The sequence below is a fragment of the Acinetobacter sp. YH12040 genome, assembly GCF_013420005.1.
In the GTDB taxonomy this organism is placed as follows: Bacteria; Pseudomonadota; Gammaproteobacteria; order Pseudomonadales; family Moraxellaceae; genus Acinetobacter; species Acinetobacter amyesii.
In genome coordinates this window covers 1-22,679 of record NZ_VOZB01000014.1, presented here as the reverse complement: position 1 = coordinate 22,679, position 22,679 = coordinate 1, and the positions used below count along the sequence as shown (strand labels likewise).

Here is a 22,679-nt window from a genome sequence, read left to right as displayed (position 1 = left end):
TTTATCCGTAATTTTTAATCAGTTTTAAAATCGTCTGACCCACACGAGAAGCTATTTGCATATCTGCGTTCATCCGTTCTAAACACCCACTCATACTACGAAGCCCCACACTTAAACCAGCTTGATTGACCAGATCCACATCAACCCCCACGCCATTGTCTTCAACTTCCATTATCAACGCCGAGTTTTCATAATAAATTCGGATCTGCACCACGGTCGCATGACTATGCTTCACAATATTGGTTAATGCTTCTTCAGCTACACGCTGTAAGCTTAGACATTCCAATGGGGTAACATCCACTTCCCATTTTGCAGGAACTGACCATTTAGCGTGTATATCGAGCTCATCAAATAACTGATTAAAACGGTGTCTAAAGGATGCCATCCATAACAAAGGGGTTTCAGGTAGTTTAGTGCCTAAACTAGGACCACTATCAATGATCTGTCGTAAATCATCTCTTAAAATTTTCAACATCGATAAAAATTGTGGATTGGTCAGATCTTTGGCGCTCTGCTCAGCCTATACCATTAATCGCAATGATCGAGCTGAGCCATCATGTAGGTCATGTGCTATTTGAATACGCTCTTGCAAGCGAATATTTTCCATTTCCAACTGATAATGATTGTGTAAAATGTGTATTTACTCTCATTTGTTTGTGCGACCAGTGTGGCCAAAGTGCCATTAAATTTTTCAATTCGTCTTACACTTTTAGTCAAGCGTAGTGCAAAAAAAATCGCCACACCCAAAGTAGTTTTCGGGGAAGCATATGCTGAAATCAAATTTCCTTCATTTCTGACTTTATATGCATAGCAGAAAATTAAGCTACTTAGATTAAAGCCCAAGATTCACCTAAATATCTATCATCAAGCTTCAATCTAGCGGTATGAACGAAATCAGCACTCCGCATATAATCACCTTGGGCTTGAAATAAATTTTGTCGCTAAGCAACTCAAAACACCATATTTACAAAGACTGTATCGCGGTAGATTCCTGCTGGTGTCGTTGCATTCACTCGCTCCACCAAACGCACAGCAATCACATAGTTATTTTTGCCAGCGCCTTGCTCGGTAGAAACATTCCACAGATTTTCCATCGCACCTGAAACAGTCATCCGTGTTTTGAGCTTAATCGGGCCATTCGTCACAAAACTACTGCCCGAAGTATCCTGCAAATTACGGCTATTAAAGCGTATGCGGTATTTACCTGAACAATCGACACTAAATGAACTCGCCGCTTGACTATTATAGTAATTTGCCAAGCGCATATTGGTTTCACTGATTCGTCCCATTTCACAGCGACTCGGTGCTGCAAATGTCATTGAACTAAATAACGCTGCTGAGATGAGTAAAATACTTTTCATTGGAAATACTCCTTTATTTACACTGCAATGTAATTAATTCAGGAGTTTGGTTTTCTACCTTTTTCGGCACTGTTAATGCTGTTTGGCAAGATCGACCACCACTGGTCCTCACCGTCAACTTGTAGTAGCCTTCAACCAAACCATATAACATTACCGTGCCATCTGAACCCACTGGATAAACATCAGCTTCTGGGGTATCAATTGCAACTTCACTTCCTGCCACAAATTGATGACCTTGTTCATCCAATATTTTGACCAATATTTGTTGTGTATCAAATACTGAAAAATTAATGTTATAACCACGCTGTCTTAACGCAACTAAACGATGTGCAGCATTCGGAACTTTGCTTTCGATCGGCAATTGGTTTTCATCGAATGAAATATCGTAATTAATATAAGGAACGATATCGTGTACAAAGGCATAGCCTTTTTTATTGGTTTTCGCGACTGGAGACATTGATCGCATGACATCAATATCTTCACGACCACCAACATTCACTAAAGCAAAAGCATTATCGACAAAACTGGTCAATGCGTATTGACCACCCAACCACACCATAGCGCCACGGTAGCCAACCTGTGTTGTTGAATCATTTTCACTATAGAGATGACTTAGGGTTAAATCACCAACATTAGTGGACAAACCACCATAGGCATTTAATACCGTTTCATCATTACGATAATCCACACCTAGCGCATAATTTGCACCATATTCACCAAATGCATTTTGGATGAAACGTACACCGCCGGATTTATTGGTACCTGCATCAGCCTGAATACGTTTACCACCACCAAAATTATAAGAAAATGTAATAAAAGCACCTGAGTCATCGCTATCACCAAATTCTTTAAAATAATTGGCGGTATACATTAAATTCTGTGTGATTTCGCGACTCACACCCACTGTGAGCATTTTGCGATCCTCTAATTCAAATAAAGGATCATTAGATTCATACTGGGTTTGTTCGATATAGTTCAGGTTTAAATTTTGAAAGAATGGAAAATTAGCAAAACTTAAATACGCCATATTTTCAAATTTTGGGAAAATATGATTATCCTCATAACCTAACGCCCGATAATCATTTGTAGCGTAGCGTGAACTCACACCAAAATTGAGTTTTCCGAAATTACGACTGATAGCCAAACCTGCAGAATAACCATCGTCATTATCGGTTTTACTGCCTAAAAAAATACTGTCTAAAACAAACCATCGATTGACCGCTTGCGTCCATAGCAGTCCTGCATTTTTTACTTTGTCACTATAGGTTGCACTTGCACCCAACGTGGTACGACTGGTGACACCTCTACGCCAATAGGCTGAACTAAAAAAATCGCGATAATCACTATTTTCTTCGTCATAACTGAAGCGTAGTTTCCCTAATGATATGTTGTAATCATTTAAATCTTCTTTGAGCAATTTACTACTAATTAATACCGGGAAGCTTCGAACAGTGGTATTCCCCAGTACATCTTGTACAACCATTTGCGCTGTACCGGCACTTTCAATATTGGCACCTGTTTGTAAGTTATAATCTCCAGGTGAAATCTTTTTCTGATAAATATTTACGCCATCAATATATAAATCAACAGTCGAAGGTAAAACCGCACTACCTTTTAGACTTGGAATATTCCAATACACGAAATCTGGACGTGATGTATAGTCTGTACCAAAACTCAAACCACCAAATCGCACACCATGAATTAATGCACTATATGCAGAGGTCGTATCACCAATAATCAGTTTGGTCACACTTTTAGAAAAATCAAACTCAAGACTACTATTTAACCTGACGAATTTTTCTTCACGATAATCATCACCTTTATTATTTCGATAAAAGGCATTATTTCTTAAAATCCAATTGTCTTTAAACACGCCCAGTTCAGGTAGCACACCAAAATTATTATGTTGAGTATTATTTTCAAAATGCATTTCATAATTAAGAAATGCACCAAAATTTGCAGGCATCGGCTGGCTGATTAAGGTATCAGTTTCTAGCCCAAAGAAATATTTTGATGGAAGATTAATTTTGACGGCTTGCAATTGAGGATCAAATCCAGACTGAATATCTTGATCCGTTACCAAACAAAATGAATTTTTAGTTGCATGTCGTTTCAGAATTTCTACTTTGATTTGCAGCTTATCAAGATCTGCGCACTCTATATAAAACTTGTTATTTTCAGTCAGTAATAATACTTCGCTCTTGCGGTCTACTTCGTTTACCCAAATACTGGTTGGAAACAAATCACCAGGCATATCAACGGCTTCTGCATGAGCAGAATTAGCACATAAAATACAATATAGAAGCAATGTAATTCTGTTCATAGCCACTACTCAACTAAATTAAACTCCAAAGGAGTGTCACCTTTATCTGTTTCCACAACGACTTTATAATTACTAGCGCCTTGTAAAGAAACATTCCCGATGTCGTATTGGTTTTTACCTAATGCCAATAAATATTTCATATCGGAAGATTCAGCGACTGTTTTCTTGCTTTTATCGATGACATAAAGTTTTTGGATTTGAATGTGTGATTTTGCTAAATTTTCAACCTGAATAATGGTGCGACCATTCATTTTTTTGGCAATAAATTTTAAATAAGCGGGTTCTTGTTTGCCGACAAAAAATGGCACATTAATACTTAATAACAGTGCAATTTTCGATTCAGAGTTCGTCACTTGAGGTAGCTCAGTATAAATAATACGCCATGCTTCTTCTTGTTGTAGATTCATACTCTCTACAGATTGAGTAAAACCCACACGAACCATTTGTTTTGAGTTTGGTTTTAGAATGAAATTTTTCGGATTGATAATAATATTGGATTCAGGTGAAAGAATATCTTCACCTGCAGCATTTTGAGTCCATTTAAATGCTTTAGCTTCAAAAATACGTGGTGTCTCATCATCCCCTTTCGATTCCAAAGTAAATGTCGCACTACGTTGTTTAGATTTATCGGTTAAATATAATTGCACAGGGCTAATTGAAATTCCTGCAAATATTTGAGCACTCAATAAGCAAGTCATTAAACTAAATGAAACGACTTTAAATAAACTTTTCATATACTCCCCCCAGTACATTTAAATATTATTATCAATTCAAAATAAAAAGAAGTTGACCCTAACTGTGTAGAATCAACTCCCTAAATTTGGATTAGTAAGCTACTTTGATATATAAAGTATCTTTGTATGTACCAGCACGTTGAGTCGCTGAAATTGCAGTTTTTGGAGCAACAGATACTGTGAAGTTATCAACACTCATACCAGCTACAGGTGTAGAGCCGATTGGATAATTCACACCACCTTTTGAAGTCGTGATTTTTGTAGCTACTTTATCAGTAGTCGTTTCATGTTTTACAAAAGTATCTGCACTTGTACCTGCATTCAGTGTAGATAAATTCAGTGTATATGGGGTGTTTGTTGTAACTTGAAAGCTACTAGCACCTGTATAACTGTCTTCAACGAGTTTGATGTCTTTACCTACCAAAAGCTCACATGCTTTCAGAATCTGTAACTCGATGTCGATTTCGCCTTCACACGGCGCACCGCCACATTGTTTAGATTCTTTTTTACCACCAGCGATTGCAGATGTTGCTGGAAGTGCTACGAACAATGTTGCAGATAGTACTGCGGTTAAAATTTTAGATGTAGACATTTCACTTCTCCATTCTCATATGAGATTTATTAGTATGTGCATCAAAGGATATTTATTAAGAAAAACTAATTAATCTTACTTTCCCTAGGTGCTGATTCATTCTTAATCATGTTGAGAAAAAAAGAACCTAATATGGAAATTTCACACGAATATTCATGTAATATTATTTTTTACAAATATTTAAATTATGTGTTTGTAATATATTAAATATTTTTAATTTTTATATTTTCATTTAATTTTTCTCTTTATCCCAAATTTTGGGGATTTTTTTCATATCCCTATTTTTTGGTATATTATATCTTATTGTTTTTATTAAATTTAGTAACATTAAAAATAATATAGGCTGTTACATATTTCACCAAATATTTGTGAAATAGTTCAAAATAATTTTCAAACAAACCAATACTACGTGAATATTCAACTATATTAATAGTAAAGACCGATTAAATTTAAATTTTAAATAGAATCTCAAATGTATAATCACCACTTTCAGGTATGTCTTTTGAAACGCAATACAAGAATTACGTCACCAAATACTGAGACTTTGTATTAAATTACAGGTTCTGAAACACGTCTTAGTTTCCAATGTTTAGCTTTTGTAAAACATATTTTCTTTCTTTAAATTTCAGTTTTTGTTTTTCAAATTTTTAGAATCTCATTTATTACGTGAATTATCACATATATAGAAATTCACCCCCTCTCTTTCAACACTCATTTTACTTTGTTTTTTTATTCAAAATACGGACCACCTCTTTTAAAACTGCCTGGATTCTTCTTTAGAAAATTCTATAAATAAAAAAAAGCCCCAAGTTATGGGGCTTTTTAAAAAATTTAACTTACTCACTGACTGGATAAAGCAATCCTTGATCGACTCGAAAGATTTGACCTGATCCAAAGTCGATCTGCTGCAACTCTCCTTTTAATTTTGGGAAGCCAACAATTTTTTCCAATTGTGGTGAGCGTTGAAAATTCTTCGTTTTAGGATTGTACATCCAATAAATAAATCGCTTATCTTCTATTTTTCGACCATCAGAGGTATCTGAAAGTACAACATCATAGTATCCATCAAAGTTTACATCTAAGAATCCCATACTATTACCAAAGGCACTAAAGCCTTGTAACGACTGCAAAACTTTGCCATTTGATTTATTAATCACATCTACGCGTTTTAGAGACTTCCCATAAGGTTGGTCTGCGGATTGCACCCCATAAAACTTAAACAGCAGGATAGGTTTATCTACTGCTTTAAATGCAGGTTCAAACTGTAGATAACTTGTAGATGGTGATGCCGTTTTTTCCATCAGTTCAGCTTTAAACGAGCCTGTATTGGCATTCAAGGTTCCTGCTAATCGATAAGCTGTTGCAGCACTTTGTTCAGTCACAACATTAACTGAATTCAAGTCAATAAAGTCAGCTTTTTGAGTCCCTTTAAAGTTAATTTGTTTGGGCTCTTGCAGATCAGTCAAAGTCCCATGCGGATTCCATATACCAGCATATAGATCTAAGAAATAGCGTCCTTCAGTTGAGCGAAGCATCCGCTGCATGGATATGCGAACATCAGGTAAAGGCTTTAACTCAGACTGTGCTATATCTGGATCTTGTGCAAAACTCACCACTGGTAGACAAAGAGCGAGTAAAAGAGAGATTTTTGATATTTTCATTGCAATTACACACTCCATGCAGCATGAATAATGCCTACTCTATCACAACCTAAATTCAACACAGATGACACAAATATAGGAGTTTTGAAACCACCTACAACTCAAATCATCAGATTAAATTGGAGTCGCTTTTAAAGCCCAAGTTTCCAAATCTAATGAAATACATTTCAAACCAATATTAAATTGAATACATAGATCTTTCAGCAATTCAAACTGATCTACCTTATGATCAATTACTGGCTTCACAAGCTCTTGCTTTCTTCTAAGATCAATATATGCATTTTTCCCAACATATACTTCAACAAAGGCTTCTTCAGGCAATTTTAATGTATAAATTGGACGCGTTTGCAATTGGACTCTTTGCCAAAGTTGGTCATTGATATATGCATGTGTTTTTGTAGAAAAGTGATACCCGAATTGAGCATCGCTAATATTCTTTACAATACGTACTTCCTCTTCGTATGCCCATTCCTGCATTTTATAAAGCAAACCATGCTTTATTAAAACTTCTTCATTATCCCAATTTAAAATATTTGAATTTCCTACCGACATTAATTTTTCAACACTTGCCACATTGGCCTGCTTCGGCGCTTTTTTTAAATATCTCAACTCTCCTTTTGTTGAAGGAATAATAAATTGATCACCATCTTCAAAACCTGCTTTGCATGTGTCAATTCCGATCACAACACCTTTGTAACTATCCCCATAATGTGACCACATGAGTGGATTAAAAGCGGTTCTAGTCAAACTTAAAATCACATACTTTCTAGAAAACTGATTACGGAATGCCCCTATTGCTACGGATGTCGGTACATCCAAATCATAAAAACCAAAACCAGTGCATTCAAATGGGTCGTTAAAATCTTCTAAATGTGAAAAACCTAGAGATTTTGTTTTTAAAATCATTAAAGCTGCTTCAAAACTAACATTAAAGCGAGAATTTTAGAATCTCGCTTTTTTTGTGAACCTAATGGATCACACTGAATTGAAATTACTGGACTACTCTTAATTGAAATTAGTGGACTAATATTGATGATATATACACTTACGATTTTGTCCGCTTAGATCTAAGGCAAGAAAATGATGTAAGCATCGCTTACATCATTTGAGGCACGCAGCCTTGATTTTCTCTTCTATGAGGAAAAAAAGCCCCTGTTAAAATCAGGGGCCTTTTGACTTAGATATCAGAACTTAGTTCTTTTCTTTGTCTACGATTTTGTTCACTTGGATCCACGGTACGCAAAAATAGAAAAGTATGCTTTTCTATTTTTAAGGCAAGTAACTTTAGATATTAAAAAACCCACTCAAAATGAGTGGGTCTTCGTATTCAAATCAATTGATTCAAGAAATTAGTTTTTCTCTTTATCAACGATTTTGTTCGCTTGGATCCAAGGCATCATCGCACGTAACTTGTTACCAGTTACTTCGATACCATGCGCCGCGTTTTGACGACGACGAGCAGTCATAGAAGGATAGTTCAACGCACCTTCTTGGATGAACATCTTCGCGTATTCACCAGATTGAATACGTTTAAGCGCATTACGCATCGCTTCACGAGACTGTTCGTTAATCACTTCAACGCCAGTTACGTATTCACCATATTCAGCATTGTTTGATACTGAGTAGTTCATGTCCGCGATACCGCCTTCGAACATTAAGTCAACGATCAATTTAAGTTCGTGTAGACATTCGAAGTAAGCCATTTCTGGCGCATAACCAGCTTCAACCAAAGTTTCGAAGCCCATTTTAACCAATTCAACAGCACCACCACAAAGAACTGCTTGCTCACCGAAAAGGTCAGTTTCAGTTTCTTCACGGAATGAAGTTTCGATAATACCAGTACGGCCACCACCAACACCTGAAGCGTAAGAAAGCGCAACGTTACGTGCATTACCAGAAGCATCTTGGTGAACAGCGATAAGATCAGGTACACCTGAACCACGTTGGAATTCTGAACGTACAGTATGACCAGGCGCTTTTGGAGCAACCATGATTACGTCAAGGTCAGCACGTGGAACAACTTGGTTATAAAGAACAGAGAAACCATGAGCAAATGCTAGCGTTGCACCTTGCTTGATGTTTGGCTCAATTACGTCACGGTATAGTTGTGATTGGAACTCATCTGGAGTCAAAATCATAACTAAGTCAGCTTGAGCTACAGCAGCAGGAACTTCTGAAACTTTAAGACCAGCATTTTCAGCTTTTTTCCAAGAAGTAGAACCAGCACGTAGACCTACAGTTACATCAACGCCTGAATCTTTAAGGTTAAGCGCATGAGCATGGCCTTGTGAACCATAACCAATGATTGCTACTTTTTTGCCTTGGATGATAGATAAGTCTGTGTCTTTATCGTAAAAAATTTGCATTGCTGTCTCCGCTAAAATGCTTTTGTTTCCTTTAACTTGATAACGTGATTCTGTTTGATTATTCACGTTTCAAGTACCTCACCCATAGGAGTGAGGTGAATATATAAAATTAGATAGTTAAAACTTTTTCGCCACGTGCGATACCTGAAACACCTGAACGTACAACTTCTAGAATTGTATTTTCAGCTAAGGCATCAATAAAACCATCTATCTTTTCAGTTGTACCTGCGATTTGAATGGTATAAGTCGTTGGTGTTACGTCTACGATTTGTCCACGGAAAATATCCGCAGTACGTTTAATTTCTGCGCGCGCTGAACCAAGTGCTTTGACTTTAATTAACATCAATTCACGTTCAATATGAGCACCTTCAGACAAATCAACAACTTTAACAACTTCGACAAGCTTGTTGAGTTGTTTGGTGATTTGTTCAATTTTATGCTCATCGCCATACGTGGTTAAAGTCAAACGCGAAAGCGTCGGATCTTCTGTTGGCGCTACGTTTAATGTCTCAATGTTATAACCACGCTGAGAGAATAAACCTACCAAACGTGAAAGCGCACCTGCTTCGTTTTCTACAAGTACAGAGATAATATGTCTCATTGTGTGCGCTCTCCTTTGCCTAACCACATGTCTTTCATTGACTGGCCAGCAACCAACATTGGATATACATGCTCTGAACGGTCAACCATCACGTTAATAAACACGCACTTGTCATTGATCGCCATCGCTTCAGCAAGCTTCGACTCGAGTTCATCTGCATGGTCAATTTGAATACCTACATGACCATACGCCTCCATTAATTTAGGGAAGTCTGGAAGTGACTCAACATACGAGCTTGAGTGACGACCTTCGTAGTTCATGTCTTGCCATTGCTTAACCATACCTAATGCACGGTTATTCAAGCATAGAATTTTTACATTCAAGCCATATTGCTTACATGTAGATAGTTCTTGGATACACATCTGAATCGATGCTTCGCCAGTAATACACACTACTTGTTGATCTGGGAAGGCAAGTTTAGCTGCCATAGCATATGGCAAACCTACACCCATGGTTCCTAGACCACCTGAGTTGATCCATTGACGTGGACGTGTGTATTTGTAGTAAAGCGCACCAAACATTTGGTGTTGACCAACGTCTGAAGTAATGATGGCTTGACTATTGGTAATTTTATCCAACGCTTCAACAACTTGCTGTGGCTTCATCGAACCATCAGTTGGTTTGTCATAGTTCAAACCATGAACTTGGCGCCATTCATTGATTTGTTTCCACCAAACCCCGATATCTTCAGGATTTGGTTTAGACACATTCAATTGTTTTAATTGCGCCAACATTTCAGTCAATACAGGCTCTACTGCACCCACAATTGGGATGTGCGCCATAATTGTTTTTGAAATCGTTGCTGGGTCAATATCAATATGAATGACTTTCGCATTTGGACAGAATTTCGCTGGGTTATTGGTTACACGGTCATCGAAGCGCGCACCTACACACAAAATCACATCTGCATTGTGCATCGTCATATTGGCTTCATAAGTACCATGCATACCCAACATACCAATGAATTGTTCATCATTGCCCGGATACGCACCAAGACCCATTAAAGTACTGGTTACTGGATAACCCAATAAATGTGCAAGTTCTGTCAACTGTGCAGAAGCGTTGCCTTGAACCACACCACCGCCTGAATAAATAATTGGGCGTTTAGCATGAATCAATTCATCAATTGCTTTACGAATTTGACCAGAGTGACCACGATGCGGCGGTTGATACGAACGCATTTTCACTTTTTCAGGATATTCGTAAGCAAATTTCTCTGCTGGATTCGTCGCATCCTTTGGAATATCAACAACAACAGGACCCGGACGGCCACTTGAAGCGATATAAAATGCCTTCTTAATAATCGAAGGGATTTCGCTTGCATGACGTACTTGGAAGCTGTGTTTTACGATTGGGCGCGAAATACCGACCATATCCGTTTCTTGGAACGCATCCTCACCGATAAGATGGCTTGCAACCTGACCTGACAAAATCACCATTGGGATTGAGTCCATATAGGCAGTTGCAATTGGAGTTACGGTATTTGTTGCACCAGGACCAGATGTCACCAATACGACACCTGTTTTACCTGTGACACGTGAGTAAGCATCAGCCATATGACCAGCAGCTTGCTCGTGGCGCACTAGGTAATGATTGATTTTTTCTTGTTGAAATAGCGCATCATAAATATGCAGTACTGCGCCGCCTGGGTATCCAAAAATATGTTCAACGCCTTCGTCCGCTAAAGCGCGAACAAGCATTTCACCACCAGATAAAAGTTCCAACGTGATTCACCCTAATCTTTTTTCACGCACAAATGGAGGGCATTTGTCGTGGTTAATTCATTAACTGTGTGCTCTGTTATAGCACACAAATTTCATAGTTTTCATAGCAATAAGAAAAAAATCTGACCTGCTTGCTGTTTGAGCAATATGGGGTCTAAAACATGTTGGGATAAACATATTTTGTTGGCTTTGTTCAACCTCTCGGCTAGAGAAGAAGTCCATTGCTAAAATGCACTCATTCGAAGGGTGATCGATCTAAGGCATATAAAACTAAAGACAGCATTTTTGTAGTTTCAACCATTAAAGTCAAGTTTAAAAATCGGCTTTTTTCTGATTACTTACAGACCGTTTGTTTTTTAAGCACACTCCCGTTCTTTGCATTCTTTGTAGTTTGTTTATTTATAACCAGTTAGCATGTAATTAATAAAATACTTTTATAAATCTAATAAATAAATTAAATGAATTGCTGTGGGTTTTTAATTCAATTGCCTCACTTTCAACTTAAGGCATGGATTAAATGATAAAAACACAATATTTTTATTGCTTATAAATCCCCCAATTCATCATTCACAAAGTTATTCATCCCACACGATGCCCCTTTTATCCTTTGTGCTAAAAAATGCATAGATTCTACTGTCAAAAAAGCGCAAAATTTTCAGCATAATTTTGCATGATCACTCTAACTTTGGGACTGAATTTATGATGAAGACGACGATTGCTCGCACTGCCTGTATTTTATCTAGCATGGCATTTTGCCTGACCAGTTTGGACCTTTCAGCGAAAGAATATTACAAATGGGTAGATGCAAAAGGTTCAACGCATTACACCACCACGCCACCGCCAAAAAATGCGCAGCGTAAAGGTAAAGTAAATACCTATGGTGCAACAACGACTACGCAATCAACTCCAGCAAAAAACCAAGAAGAGGTTTCACGTGAAGCCGAACAGTCGAATGAACAAAATGAGCAACTAGCGGAACAACAACGCGAAGCCAATGCAGCGCTCCGCCAAGGTCAAGCCGTAGCCTCCGCACCACAATAATTTACGCCAAAGTCTGCAATTTTGACTTAAATTATTTACATCTACACAGCATCGCAAAATTCACTCTAGGCGTATTTTGCGCTATGCTGTAGCACAAACTTTTTAACCGTTATTTCTATTTACGTTTATGACTACTCACATTGACCCTGAATATCAAGCCAGTGCGATTGAACCTACAGTCCAACAAGACTGGGAAAATCGCAAAGCCTTTAAAGTTGCCGACCAAGTAGAAGGGCCACGTCGTTATATCCTCTCTATGTTCCCTTATCCAAGTGGCAAACTGCATATGGGTCATGTGCGTAACTACACCATTGGTGATGTGATCAGCCGTTTCCACCGTTTACAAGGTGAAACTGTGCTACAGCCCATGGGTTGGGATGCTTTCGGTTTGCCTGCTGAAAATGCGGCGATTGCCCATCAAGTCGCTCCTGCAAAATGGACTTTTGAAAACATTGATTACATGCGTAATCAGCTTAAAAAGTTAGGTCTTTCTGTAGATTGGGATCGTGAATTTGCAACTTGCACACCTGAATACTACCGCTGGGAACAATGGTTATTCGTTCAGCTTTATAAAAAAGGTTTAATTTACCGTAAGCTTTCAACAGTGAACTGGGACCCTGTAGACCAAACTGTTTTAGCAAACGAACAAGTTGAAAATGGTCGTGGCTGGCGTTCTGGTGCATTGGTCGAAAAACGTGATATTCCAATGTACTACTTCCGCATCACTGACTATGCGCAAGAATTACTTGACGATTTAGAAACATTAAAAGACGGCTGGCCACAGCAAGTTTTAACCATGCAACGTAACTGGATTGGTCGCTCACAGGGTATGGAAATTACCTTCCCTTCAGCGAATCCAGACGTTTATGCAGATGGTTTAACTGTATTTACCACTCGTGCTGACACACTCATGGGTGTGACTTATGTTGCGGTTGCAGCAGAACATCCGATGGCACTTAAAGCTGCGGAAAACAACCCAGAGCTTGCTGCATTTATTGAAGAATGCCGTATGGGTTCTGTTGCAGAAGCTGATCTTGCGACTGCTGAAAAGAAAGGCATGGCAACTGGTCTTTCTGTGAAGCACCCAGTTACAGGTGAAGAAGTTCCTGTTTGGATCGCAAACTACGTCTTGATGTCTTACGGTTCAGGTGCGGTGATGGCAGTGCCTTCACACGATGAACGTGACTTCGAATTTGCCAACAAATATGGCTTAACCATTAAGCAAGTGATTGATGCCAAAGGTGCAGACGATGCAGACTTTGACGCAACAATTTGGCAAGAATGGTACGGTTCTAAAGAAGGCAAACTGGTGAATTCAGGCGAATTTGACGGTTTAGATTTCCAAGGCGCATTCGATGCATTCCTTGCAAAACTTGAGCCTCAAAAGCTTGCAAATGTAAAAGTTCAATTCCGTTTACGTGACTGGGGTGTTTCTCGTCAGCGTTATTGGGGTTGTCCAATTCCTATGATCAACTGTGAAAAATGTGGTCAGGTTCCAGTACCTGAAGAACAACTTCCAGTTGTATTGCCAACGGACGTGGTTCCAGACGGTTCAGGCAATCCACTCAACAAAATGCCTGAGTTCTATGAAACCACTTGCCCATGCTGTGGTGGCGACGCTCGTCGTGAAACAGATACGCTAGATACCTTTGTAGAATCGTCTTGGTACTATGCGCGTTACGCATCTCCAGACTTTACGGATGGCATGGTGAAACCTGAAGCGGGTCAAACTTGGTTACCTGTGAACCAATACATCGGTGGTGTTGAACACGCAATTCTTCATTTACTTTATGCACGCTTCTTCCACAAATTGATGCGTGATGAAGGCGTCGTTCAAGGTAACGAACCATTCACCAACTTGCTTACTCAAGGTATGGTGCTTGCGGATACTTACTACCGTGAATCAGAGTCAGGTAAGAAAACTTGGTTTAACCCTGCTGACATCGATTTAGAACGTGATGAAAAAGGTCGTATCATTTCTGCGAAATATCAAGGTGATGGTCAAGACGTCGTGGTTGGCGGTCAAGAAAAAATGTCGAAATCAAAAAATAACGGTATCGACCCGCAAGCGATTATTGATCAATACGGCGCAGATACTGCGCGTGTGTTCATGATGTTTGCTGCGCCACCAGATCAATCACTTGAATGGTCAGATGCAGGTGTTGAAGGTGCAAACCGTTTCTTAAAACGTGTATGGCGCCTAGCATCTGGTTTCCTTGAACAAGGGAACTCTGCTGCAAACATCGACAAAGCGACACTATCTACCGCTGCACAAGACTTGCGTCGTAAAACACACGAAACCATTCAAAAAGTGGGTGATGACATTGCACGTCGTCACGCCTTCAACACCGCAATTGCTGCGATGATGGAACTTTTGAATGCAAACAATAAGTTTGAAGCCAAAGATGACAATGACGTTGCCGTTGCACGTGAATCAATCATTACCCTTCTAACTTTACTTGCTCCGTTTGCACCACATTTAAGCCAAACCTTATTGGCTGAGTTTGGTATCGAATTAACATCAGCACGCTTCCCTGCGGTAGATGAATCTGCGCTGACTCGCAATACACAAACGATTGTAGTGCAAGTGAACGGTAAACTTCGTGGCAAATTAGAAGTGTCTGTCGATGCCTCTAAAGATGACATTTTGGCACAAGCAAAAGCATTACCTGAAGTTCAGCAATTCTTGGCTGGTCCAACCAAGAAAGAAATTGTGGTGCCGAATAAATTAGTGAACTTGGTGGTTTAAATTCCTTATATTTCCTTCTCCCTTTGGGAGAAGGTTGGGATGAGGGTAATTAACCTCTCCCTAACCCTCTCCTATGAGGAGAGGGAACAAAAGGATTTCACAATTCCCAAACAAAGCCCGTTGCGAGTCAACGGGCTTTGACTTTACAATCCACACAGGATTTCAACATTATCCCTTCGGGAAACAGAGGACACTTTATGCACTTGGTTCAACGTGTTGCTGCAATTGTATTAACTATGGGCCTGAGCGCAGGCATGGTCGGTTGTGGTTTTCATTTAAAAGGCACCAACCCTGCTGCTGTACCTGTAGCCTATTCCAATATGCGATTGGCACTTCCTGAAGATACGGATGACTTACATGAAAAGTTAGCGATTTATTTAGGTTCTGCAGGCGTGCAATTGAGCAATAATCAAAATGCCTATGTCTTACATGTGTTGGATTACACTCCACGACGTTTAGAACTCAATGGTAAATTGGTTGAAACTTTACTGCGCTTGAATGTGACGTTCCAAATTGAAGATGCTCAAGGTAACCCTGTGACAGAACCCCGTACATTGATGGCAACACGTAGCTACCAATACGACGTAGCAACCGTGAACACTGATGACCAAGAAGAAAAATATTTAAAACAAGTGATTATTGATGACATTGCACAACAGATCGTGCGCCAAATTTCATCAAACCGCTTACCAAAAGCGAATCCACTAACTGCACCGACCAAAGCTGAGTAAGAACCATCCATGAAACTTGACTATCTTCAGGCATTAAAACGTGTAGATGAAGCGCAAGGTGCCTGGGTGCTACATGGTCAAGAGCCATTACTTGAACAAAATCTCCTCGATGCATTTCGTAAGAGTTGGAACGCTAGAGAAATCGAGCGTCAACGGTATGACATTAGCTCTGCTGCTGATTGGAAAAATGTCTTTAATGCTTTAAATAGCTTGTCATTATTTTCCAGTCAACTGGCAATTGAGGCACATGGCAGCATTAAACCCGATGCCAATGGACTAAAACTGTTAAAAAGCTATTTACAGCAAAATGAAAGTAACTTGCTGCTCGTGGTCATGCCGAAGCAAGACAGTGCGAGTTTAAAGACCAGTTTTTTCCAAACCATTGATGCCAATGGAGTCAATGTTGCACTGACTGCAAACTACCCTAAAGATCGTCAGCAAATTTTGGCCGTTGAAGCACAAAAGCTTGGCATTCAACTCGCCAATGATGCTTGGCAATGGCTAGAACAGCATCATGAGCACAATTTACTGGCGGCAAAAAATAGTTTAATGCGTGTCGCAGATACTTTTCCTGAAGCAGAGATGATTCAGATTGATCATCTGTACTCTTGCTTACAAGATCAGTCACGCTACACCACCTATGATTTAAATGATGCCATGCTGCAAGGCAATTTGGCGCAATCAATTAAAATTTTTCAATACTTAATCGCTTCAGGCGAGCCGATGTCGCTGATTTTATGGAGTATCAGTAAGGAAATGCGTTTGCTGATGCAACTGTTTGAGCAGCCACAAAATGCCTTGCAAATTGGTATTTGGAAAACCAAAGTCGGGCTGTATCAACAAGCGTTACGCCGTTTAAATGCGAACGATTTTTTGACTTGGCCTGCCCTATTACTTCGTTTAGACGCGTCAATAAAAGGTTTAGGTCATGAAAATCCTGAGCACTTGGTACAACAAGCTATTGCCAGCTTGTGTGGGCGCAGACTCTTCTAGTCTAATAAAAGGCTGTAATAACTTGCATTGCAGTATAAAAGAATAATTATCATTACTGTTTGTTCAAAAAGTTCACAATTTATCCGTATTTAAATCTTATAATTCAATCATCTTTATAAACTTTTAACTGCCAATCATGCCAAAAATAAAACCAGCAAAATTGATCGTAGCCATCATCGTTGCTTTGGCAATCGCTGTCACTGCATGGCATTTCCTAAAACCTAAAGAAACTCAGCCGCAATATATTACTGCTGAAGTGAGTCGTGGTGACATTGAAAACTCTGTACTTGCAACAGGTGTACTTGAAGCAACCAAAATGGTGAGTGTTGGTGCACAGGTTTCTGGTCAGGTGAAAAAGATGTATGTGCAGCTCGGCGATGAAGTGAAACAAGGTCAGCTGATTGCCCGTATTGACTCGGTACGTCAGGAAAATGATTTAAAAACTGCAGAAGCCAGCATCAAAAACCAACAAGCGCAATTGGCAGTTAAACAAGCAAATCTTGCAAAAGTCCAAGCTGAATATAATCGTCAACAAGCAATGTACGCTCAAGACGCGACTAGTCGTGCAGAACTTGAATCTGCGCTAGCAAGTTATAAAACTGCGCAAGCTGATATTGCAGCCATTAATGCACAAATCGAACAATCACGTTTAACTTTAGCGACTGCAAAAGAAGACTTAGGCTATACACAAATTGTTGCACCTATGGATGGAACCATCGTGGCGATTGTGACTGAAGAAGGTCAAACCGTAAATGCCAACCAAAGTGCGCCAACCATTGTGAAATTGGCAAAACTCGACACCATGACCATTAAGGCGGAAATTTCTGAAGCCGATGTGATGAAAGTCCAAGAAGGTCAAAACGTCTATTTTACAACCTTGGGCGACAGTGAAACAAAACACTATGCTACCCTGCGCCAAGTTGAACCTGCGCCAAACTCAATTAACACCGAAAGTAACAACAACACCTCTTCGTCTTCAAGTACTGCGGTTTACTACAATGCGTTATTTGATGTCCCAAATGAAGACGGTAAATTGCGTATTGATATGACTGCTCAGGTGTATATCATTTTAGATGAAGCCAAGAATGTCTTGACTGTACCTGCCGCAGCCGTTCAAACCTCGAACCGCCCACAACGTAGCCGTAATAATGCATCTGCAAATGGTCAATCTGCTGATAAAAATGCCATCGCAGAAGCTAGATCGAACAAAGACAATCCAAACCGTCCTAAACGTTTAGAACTGACTGAAGCTGAAAAAGCATTGGTCAAACAAGGTAAAGCCAGCGTTGCGATGGTTCGTGTACTACAAGCCGATGGTTCAGCTCAACCACAACAGGTATTACTCGGTTTAAATAACCGTGTGACCGCACAAGTGATCCGTGGCTTAAAACAGGGTGACAAAGTCGTGATTGCCGACGGTTCTGATACTTCAAATGATTCAGCGAAACGCAGCAACCGCGGTGGTGCTGGCGGCCCAATGAGAATGTAATCATGAGTCAAAATCAGACGCCTCTACTTGAGGTCAATAATCTGACGCGTGAATTCCCTGCCGGTGAAAGCACAGTCCAAATTCTAAAAGGGGTTAATCTTGAGATTTACCCAGGTGAGCTGGTGGCGATTGTAGGTCAGTCCGGTTCTGGTAAATCTACCCTCATGAACATTTTGGGGTGTTTAGATAAACCCACAAATGGCAGCTACAAAGTCAAAGGGCGTGAAACTCGTGAACTTGAACCAGATGAACTGGCACAGTTACGCCGTGAATATTTTGGCTTTATTTTCCAGCGCTATCACTTACTCGGTGATTTGAATGCTGCAGGTAACGTTGAAGTTCCCGCAATCTATGCCGGTGCAGATGCAACCGAACGCAATGCACGTGCCAAGCAACTACTAACCGATCTTGGACTGGGTGAAAAAACCCAAAACCGTCCGAGCCAACTCTCGGGTGGTCAGCAACAACGTGTATCGATTGCGCGTGCCCTCATGAATGGTGGCGATGTTATTCTTGCCGATGAACCCACCGGTGCATTGGATAAGAATAGTGGTATTGAAGTGATGCGGATTTTGCGCGAACTCAATGCCAAAGGTCATACCATTATTTTGGTCACGCACGACCATAATGTTGCAAAAAATGCGACTCGAATTATTGAAATTTCTGACGGTAATATCATCTCAGATCAGCCCAATGTACCTGAAACAGATGATGAACCTTTAGAAAAACAACAACTCGTTCCAAACACACAGAAAAAAACTTCAAGCTGGCGCTCTGCCGTTGACCGTTTAGGTGAAGCATTCCGTATGGCGATCCTTGCCATGAATGCACACCGGATGCGTACATTTTTAACCATGCTCGGGATCATTATTGGTATCGCTTCTGTGGTTTCTGTTGTGGCTCTTGGGAATGGTTCACAAAAGCAAATTTTAGAAAATATCAGCAGTTTAGGTACCAATACCATCACGGTGTATCAAGGTCGAGGCTTTGGTGATAATTCCAGATCCTCCCAAGTAAAAACATTGGTTCCAGCCGATGCGACAGCCCTTGCTGAGCAACCTTATGTCGATGGCGTTAGTCCTTCGGTTAATTCATCTGTCACAGCACGTTTTAAAGATACAGAAGCGTCGACCACAGTGAATGGCGTGAGTGAAGATTTCTTCTATGTCAAAGGAATGAACTTCGCTTCGGGTCAGCCTTTTGATAAAGAAAGCGTGACTGAGCAAGCGCAAGATGTGGTGATTGATAGTAATACTAAAAATACCTTCTTTGCCGATGGCACTAACCCAGTGGGTCAAGTGATTTTATTAGGCAGTGTACCGAGCCGTATCATTGGCGTGATCGAAGAACAAAAAAGCATGATGGGTAACTCAGATAGCCTGAATGTGTATTTGCCCTATTCAACGGTTATGAGTCGTATGCTGGGGCAGTCGAACGTACGTAGCATCATTGTTCGAGTAAAAGATGAATACCCAAGTGCTGCGGCTGAGAACGCCATATTGAACTTGTTGGTGCAACGTCATGGCGCGCAAGATGTCTTTACACAAAACTCCGATAGTATCCGTGAAACCATTCAACAAACCACTGCAACAATGACCTTATTGGTGTCTGCGATTGCGGTGATTTCATTGATCGTCGGTGGTATTGGGGTCATGAACATTATGTTGGTTTCGGTGACTGAGCGTACTCAAGAAATTGGTGTGCGTATGGCCGTGGGTGCCCGTCAAAGTGATATTTTACAGCAGTTCCTGATTGAGGCGGTGTTGGTGTGTATCTTAGGCGGTGTGCTTGGGGTTTTATTATCTTTAGGTATTGGACAATTGATTAGTCATTTTGCCGGTGGAACATTCCAAATGGCCTATTCAACGACGTCTATCGTTGCTGCATTTGTCTGCTCAAGTATGATTGGTATTGTGTTTGGCTTTATTCCTGCACGTAATGCCGCACAGCTTAACCCTGTCGATGCGCTTTCTCGCGAATAAGGAAATAATGATGCAAATGACCTTAACTAAACTTGCAAGTGCCTTCATTCTCGGAAGTAGCCTAGTCGGCTGTGCCGCTGTGGTTAAGACCCCGTATGAAGCTCCTGCAACACAAATCCCGACGCAATTTCAAAATGCGAAAGCCATGAGTCAGCAAGTTCATGCAGATACGTATGCTGACCAATGGTGGACATTGTTTAATGATGCTCAATTAAATCAGTTGGTGAATCAAGTTTTAGCTGCCAATACAGACCTCGCTGTTGCAGGTATTAATTTACAGCAAGCTCGACTAAAAGCTGGTTTGGCTGAAAATAAACAAGGGCCACGCGTGAGTTCAGGTGTTTCGACTGGACATAACTTTGACCTTAACTCAGGTGATGACTCATCAAAAGGTGTATCACTCAGTGGTGGCGTCAGTTATGAAGTAGATTTATTTGGTCGTTTGGCTAGCCAGACTGAGGCCGCAAAATGGGAAGCTTTAGCGACTGAACAGGACCTACAAGCCACTGCCCAAAGCTTGATTGCGACAACAGCAAACTTATATTGGCAGCTTGGTTATTTAAATGAGCGCTACAGTATTGCGCAGCAAAACTTAGCCAGTACGCAAAAAACCTATGACTTAGTCAAAGTGCAATATAAAGCCGGCGCTGTGTCAGGTTTAGACCTAACGCAAGCAGAACAGTCGGTCCAAAGTCAAAAATCGACCTTAAGCCAAATTGCCCAACAAAAACTGGAAACACGTACTGCATTGGCTGTATTGTTGCATCAACCTGTGCAACAACTGAATATTTCAGAGCCGCAGCGTTTACCTCGAATTGCATTACCGACGATTGCAGCAGGTTTACCTGCCGAGTTGTTGTCTCGCCGTCCAGATTTACAAGCGAGCGAATTAAGATTACGTAAAGCTTTGGCAAATAAAGATGCAACGAAAGCCAGTTATTATCCTTCAATCAGTTTAACTGGCAGTTTAGGTTCGAGCAGTACGTCTTTGAGTAATTTATTACAAAACCCAGCTTTGGCTTTGGGTGCAAGTTTAAGTTTACCGTTCTTGCAATATAATGATATGAAGAAAGACCTTGCGATTAGTGATTTAGATTATGAAAAATCTATTATTCAATATCGTCAGACCTTGTATCAGGCTTTTGCCGATGTGGAAAATGCACTGTCTAATCGTACTGAGTTAAGTCAGCAAGTTGCTTTGCAAGAGCGTAATGTGCAGCTTGCAGAAAAGACTGAACGCTTAACAGAAGTTCGTTATCGTAATGGTGCAATTGCGTTGAAAAACTTGCTGGATGCACAGGAGACCACACGTAATGCGCGACTGTCTTTGGTTCAAACCAAGCAAAGTCAATACAATGCTTATATGACTTTAATGCAGGCGTTGGGTGGTAGTCCGATTAAGCAGTTGCCTTAAGTTCTTTATAAAAAGCCCGAAAGGGCTTTTTATTTATCCATCATTTTAAACATCGTAAATTCAAAATTATCTTTTGCGCTGATTTCCTCTGGGCGCTCTAAATCCATTTTGTTTTTTCGTACTACATCTTCATGCCAAACGGGCAATGGTTTGATATGCAATAAAATTCTTCGTGCAACAAAGTTACACACATCAAATGGATAAGCAAATAAAGCTGGAACCCAATTATAATGATAAATGATTCGAAATGATTTCCATGTATCTCTCCAACTTTCTTTTGCACCCACGACCTTTTGACAATAGGTTAGTTGGGTAAACGGATCGATGGTACCGTACATAGGATGCGGTTTGGGGTAAAGCTCCTCTGGTCCTTTCATCATAAAATGACAAATAAAAGTCCATAAACCTTGAGTACGAAATATTCCAATCATTGGAAAGCCAATCACAAAGGTATGTTTTAGGATGCCGTCTTCGATGATATGTGCCCGAAGCTCTCGTAATGGAATGCCAGACAACCCAAAACTACTGCCCATAATATAAACTACATCTGTCCATTTCTTTTCTATATATTCTTGATCATTAATATAGAAAAAAACTTTACCTGTTTTTCTATTAAAAAGAACAGGCTTACAAATAGGTTGTTTATGATCATATTTAAAGTAAGGACGTAGAAATGCAACACAAGGAAGTCCTATTACAAAAAGTACAGCTATAAGGAAAAAAAAAGCCTCTCCTACACTAGAATTATCAAGAAAAGAAAGAATACCAATGTAGTAAAATAAAAATAAAAAGAGCCTGTAAATAATTTTGTGTAATTGCTTTTCATAAATTTAAAGGTGATTGCTTAAGCGGTCACCGAATTCAATAATAAAGCGGCTCATGGCTAAACGCCAGTCGCGAATAGGCATATTCCACTTT

The 22,679-nt window shown here is 39.9% G+C and carries 18 protein-coding genes; 7 read left to right on the top strand and 11 right to left on the bottom strand.

All coding sequences use genetic code 11. From position 1 onward, the window contains the following. Window position 1 precedes the first annotated feature (1 nt). From FTT99_RS14175 to FTT99_RS14130, 10 genes are all read right to left on the bottom strand, one after another. A complete protein-coding gene (locus FTT99_RS14175; protein ID WP_180130752.1) occupies window positions 2–475 on the bottom strand; it encodes a sensor histidine kinase in 474 nt (157 codons plus the stop codon). 475 nt (window positions 476–950) lie between these two features. Further along, complete coding sequence (locus FTT99_RS14170; protein WP_180007213.1) at window positions 951–1,361, bottom strand: hypothetical protein; 411 nt, start codon at window positions 1,359–1,361, stop codon at window positions 951–953. A 13-nt stretch (window positions 1,362–1,374) separates the two neighbouring features. After that, window positions 1,375–3,684, bottom strand: coding sequence for a fimbria/pilus outer membrane usher protein (locus FTT99_RS14165; protein ID WP_180130754.1), 2,310 nt, complete (start codon window positions 3,682–3,684; stop codon window positions 1,375–1,377). 5 nt (window positions 3,685–3,689) lie between these two features. Next, on the bottom strand, window positions 3,690–4,418 hold the full coding sequence (locus FTT99_RS14160; RefSeq protein WP_180024408.1) for a molecular chaperone: 729 nt from the start codon (window positions 4,416–4,418) through the stop codon (window positions 3,690–3,692). A gap of 91 nt (window positions 4,419–4,509) precedes the next feature. Then, window positions 4,510–5,010 carry a hypothetical protein gene (locus tag FTT99_RS14155; protein WP_180130755.1) on the bottom strand — a complete coding sequence of 167 codons (501 nt, stop codon included), beginning with the start codon at window positions 5,008–5,010 and terminating at the stop codon, window positions 4,510–4,512. A gap of 836 nt (window positions 5,011–5,846) precedes the next feature. Continuing rightward, window positions 5,847–6,671, bottom strand: a complete 825-nt coding sequence (locus FTT99_RS14150) for a hypothetical protein (protein WP_257229308.1) — start codon at window positions 6,669–6,671, stop codon at window positions 5,847–5,849. A 114-nt stretch (window positions 6,672–6,785) separates the two neighbouring features. Next, window positions 6,786–7,577 (bottom strand): DUF2971 domain-containing protein, encoded by a 792-nt coding sequence (locus FTT99_RS14145; RefSeq protein ID WP_180132092.1) that lies wholly within the window; start codon window positions 7,575–7,577, stop codon window positions 6,786–6,788. Window positions 7,578–8,020: 443 nt separating this feature from the next. Then, window positions 8,021–9,037, bottom strand: coding sequence for a ketol-acid reductoisomerase (ilvC, locus tag FTT99_RS14140; RefSeq protein WP_078192867.1), 1,017 nt, complete (start codon window positions 9,035–9,037; stop codon window positions 8,021–8,023). A gap of 109 nt (window positions 9,038–9,146) precedes the next feature. Further along, window positions 9,147–9,638, bottom strand: a complete 492-nt coding sequence (gene ilvN / locus FTT99_RS14135) for an acetolactate synthase small subunit (RefSeq protein ID WP_078189625.1) — start codon at window positions 9,636–9,638, stop codon at window positions 9,147–9,149. After that, entirely contained in the window at window positions 9,635–11,362 is a 1,728-nt protein-coding gene (locus FTT99_RS14130) for an acetolactate synthase 3 large subunit (RefSeq protein ID WP_180132091.1), read from the bottom strand. The genes ilvN and FTT99_RS14130 overlap by 4 nt, the downstream gene beginning before the upstream one ends. Window positions 11,363–12,061: 699 nt before the next feature. Between FTT99_RS14130 and FTT99_RS14125 the strand changes: the two genes are divergently transcribed. The 7 genes from FTT99_RS14125 to FTT99_RS14095 all read left to right on the top strand — a co-directional run bounded on the left by FTT99_RS14125 (window position 12,062) and on the right by FTT99_RS14095 (window position 21,761). Then, window positions 12,062–12,403, top strand: a complete 342-nt coding sequence (locus FTT99_RS14125; RefSeq protein WP_249708160.1) for a DUF4124 domain-containing protein — start codon at window positions 12,062–12,064, stop codon at window positions 12,401–12,403. Between the two features lie 127 nt (window positions 12,404–12,530). Continuing rightward, window positions 12,531–15,152, top strand: a complete 2,622-nt coding sequence (gene leuS, locus FTT99_RS14120) for a leucine--tRNA ligase (protein WP_180161613.1) — start codon at window positions 12,531–12,533, stop codon at window positions 15,150–15,152. A gap of 197 nt (window positions 15,153–15,349) precedes the next feature. Further along, entirely contained in the window at window positions 15,350–15,883 is a 534-nt protein-coding gene (gene lptE / locus FTT99_RS14115) for an LPS assembly lipoprotein LptE (RefSeq protein ID WP_078192675.1), read from the top strand. 9 nt (window positions 15,884–15,892) lie between these two features. Continuing rightward, window positions 15,893–16,876, top strand: coding sequence for a DNA polymerase III subunit delta (gene holA, locus FTT99_RS14110; protein ID WP_180109003.1), 984 nt, complete (start codon window positions 15,893–15,895; stop codon window positions 16,874–16,876). Window positions 16,877–17,012: 136 nt separating this feature from the next. Continuing rightward, window positions 17,013–18,365: a MacA family efflux pump subunit gene (locus FTT99_RS14105; RefSeq protein WP_180132089.1), complete on the top strand. Its 1,353-nt coding sequence runs from the start codon at window positions 17,013–17,015 to the stop codon at window positions 18,363–18,365. Between the two features lie 2 nt (window positions 18,366–18,367). Beyond that, window positions 18,368–20,347, top strand: a complete 1,980-nt coding sequence (locus FTT99_RS14100; protein ID WP_180132088.1) for a MacB family efflux pump subunit — start codon at window positions 18,368–18,370, stop codon at window positions 20,345–20,347. A gap of 10 nt (window positions 20,348–20,357) precedes the next feature. Continuing rightward, on the top strand, window positions 20,358–21,761 hold the full coding sequence (locus FTT99_RS14095) for an efflux transporter outer membrane subunit (protein ID WP_180132094.1): 1,404 nt from the start codon (window positions 20,358–20,360) through the stop codon (window positions 21,759–21,761). Window positions 21,762–21,790: 29 nt separating this feature from the next. Here FTT99_RS14095 and FTT99_RS14090 read toward each other — a convergent pair whose 3' ends face one another. Further along, entirely contained in the window at window positions 21,791–22,294 is a 504-nt protein-coding gene (locus FTT99_RS14090) for a hypothetical protein (RefSeq protein ID WP_257230547.1), read from the bottom strand. Window positions 22,295–22,679: the final 385 nt, after the last annotated feature.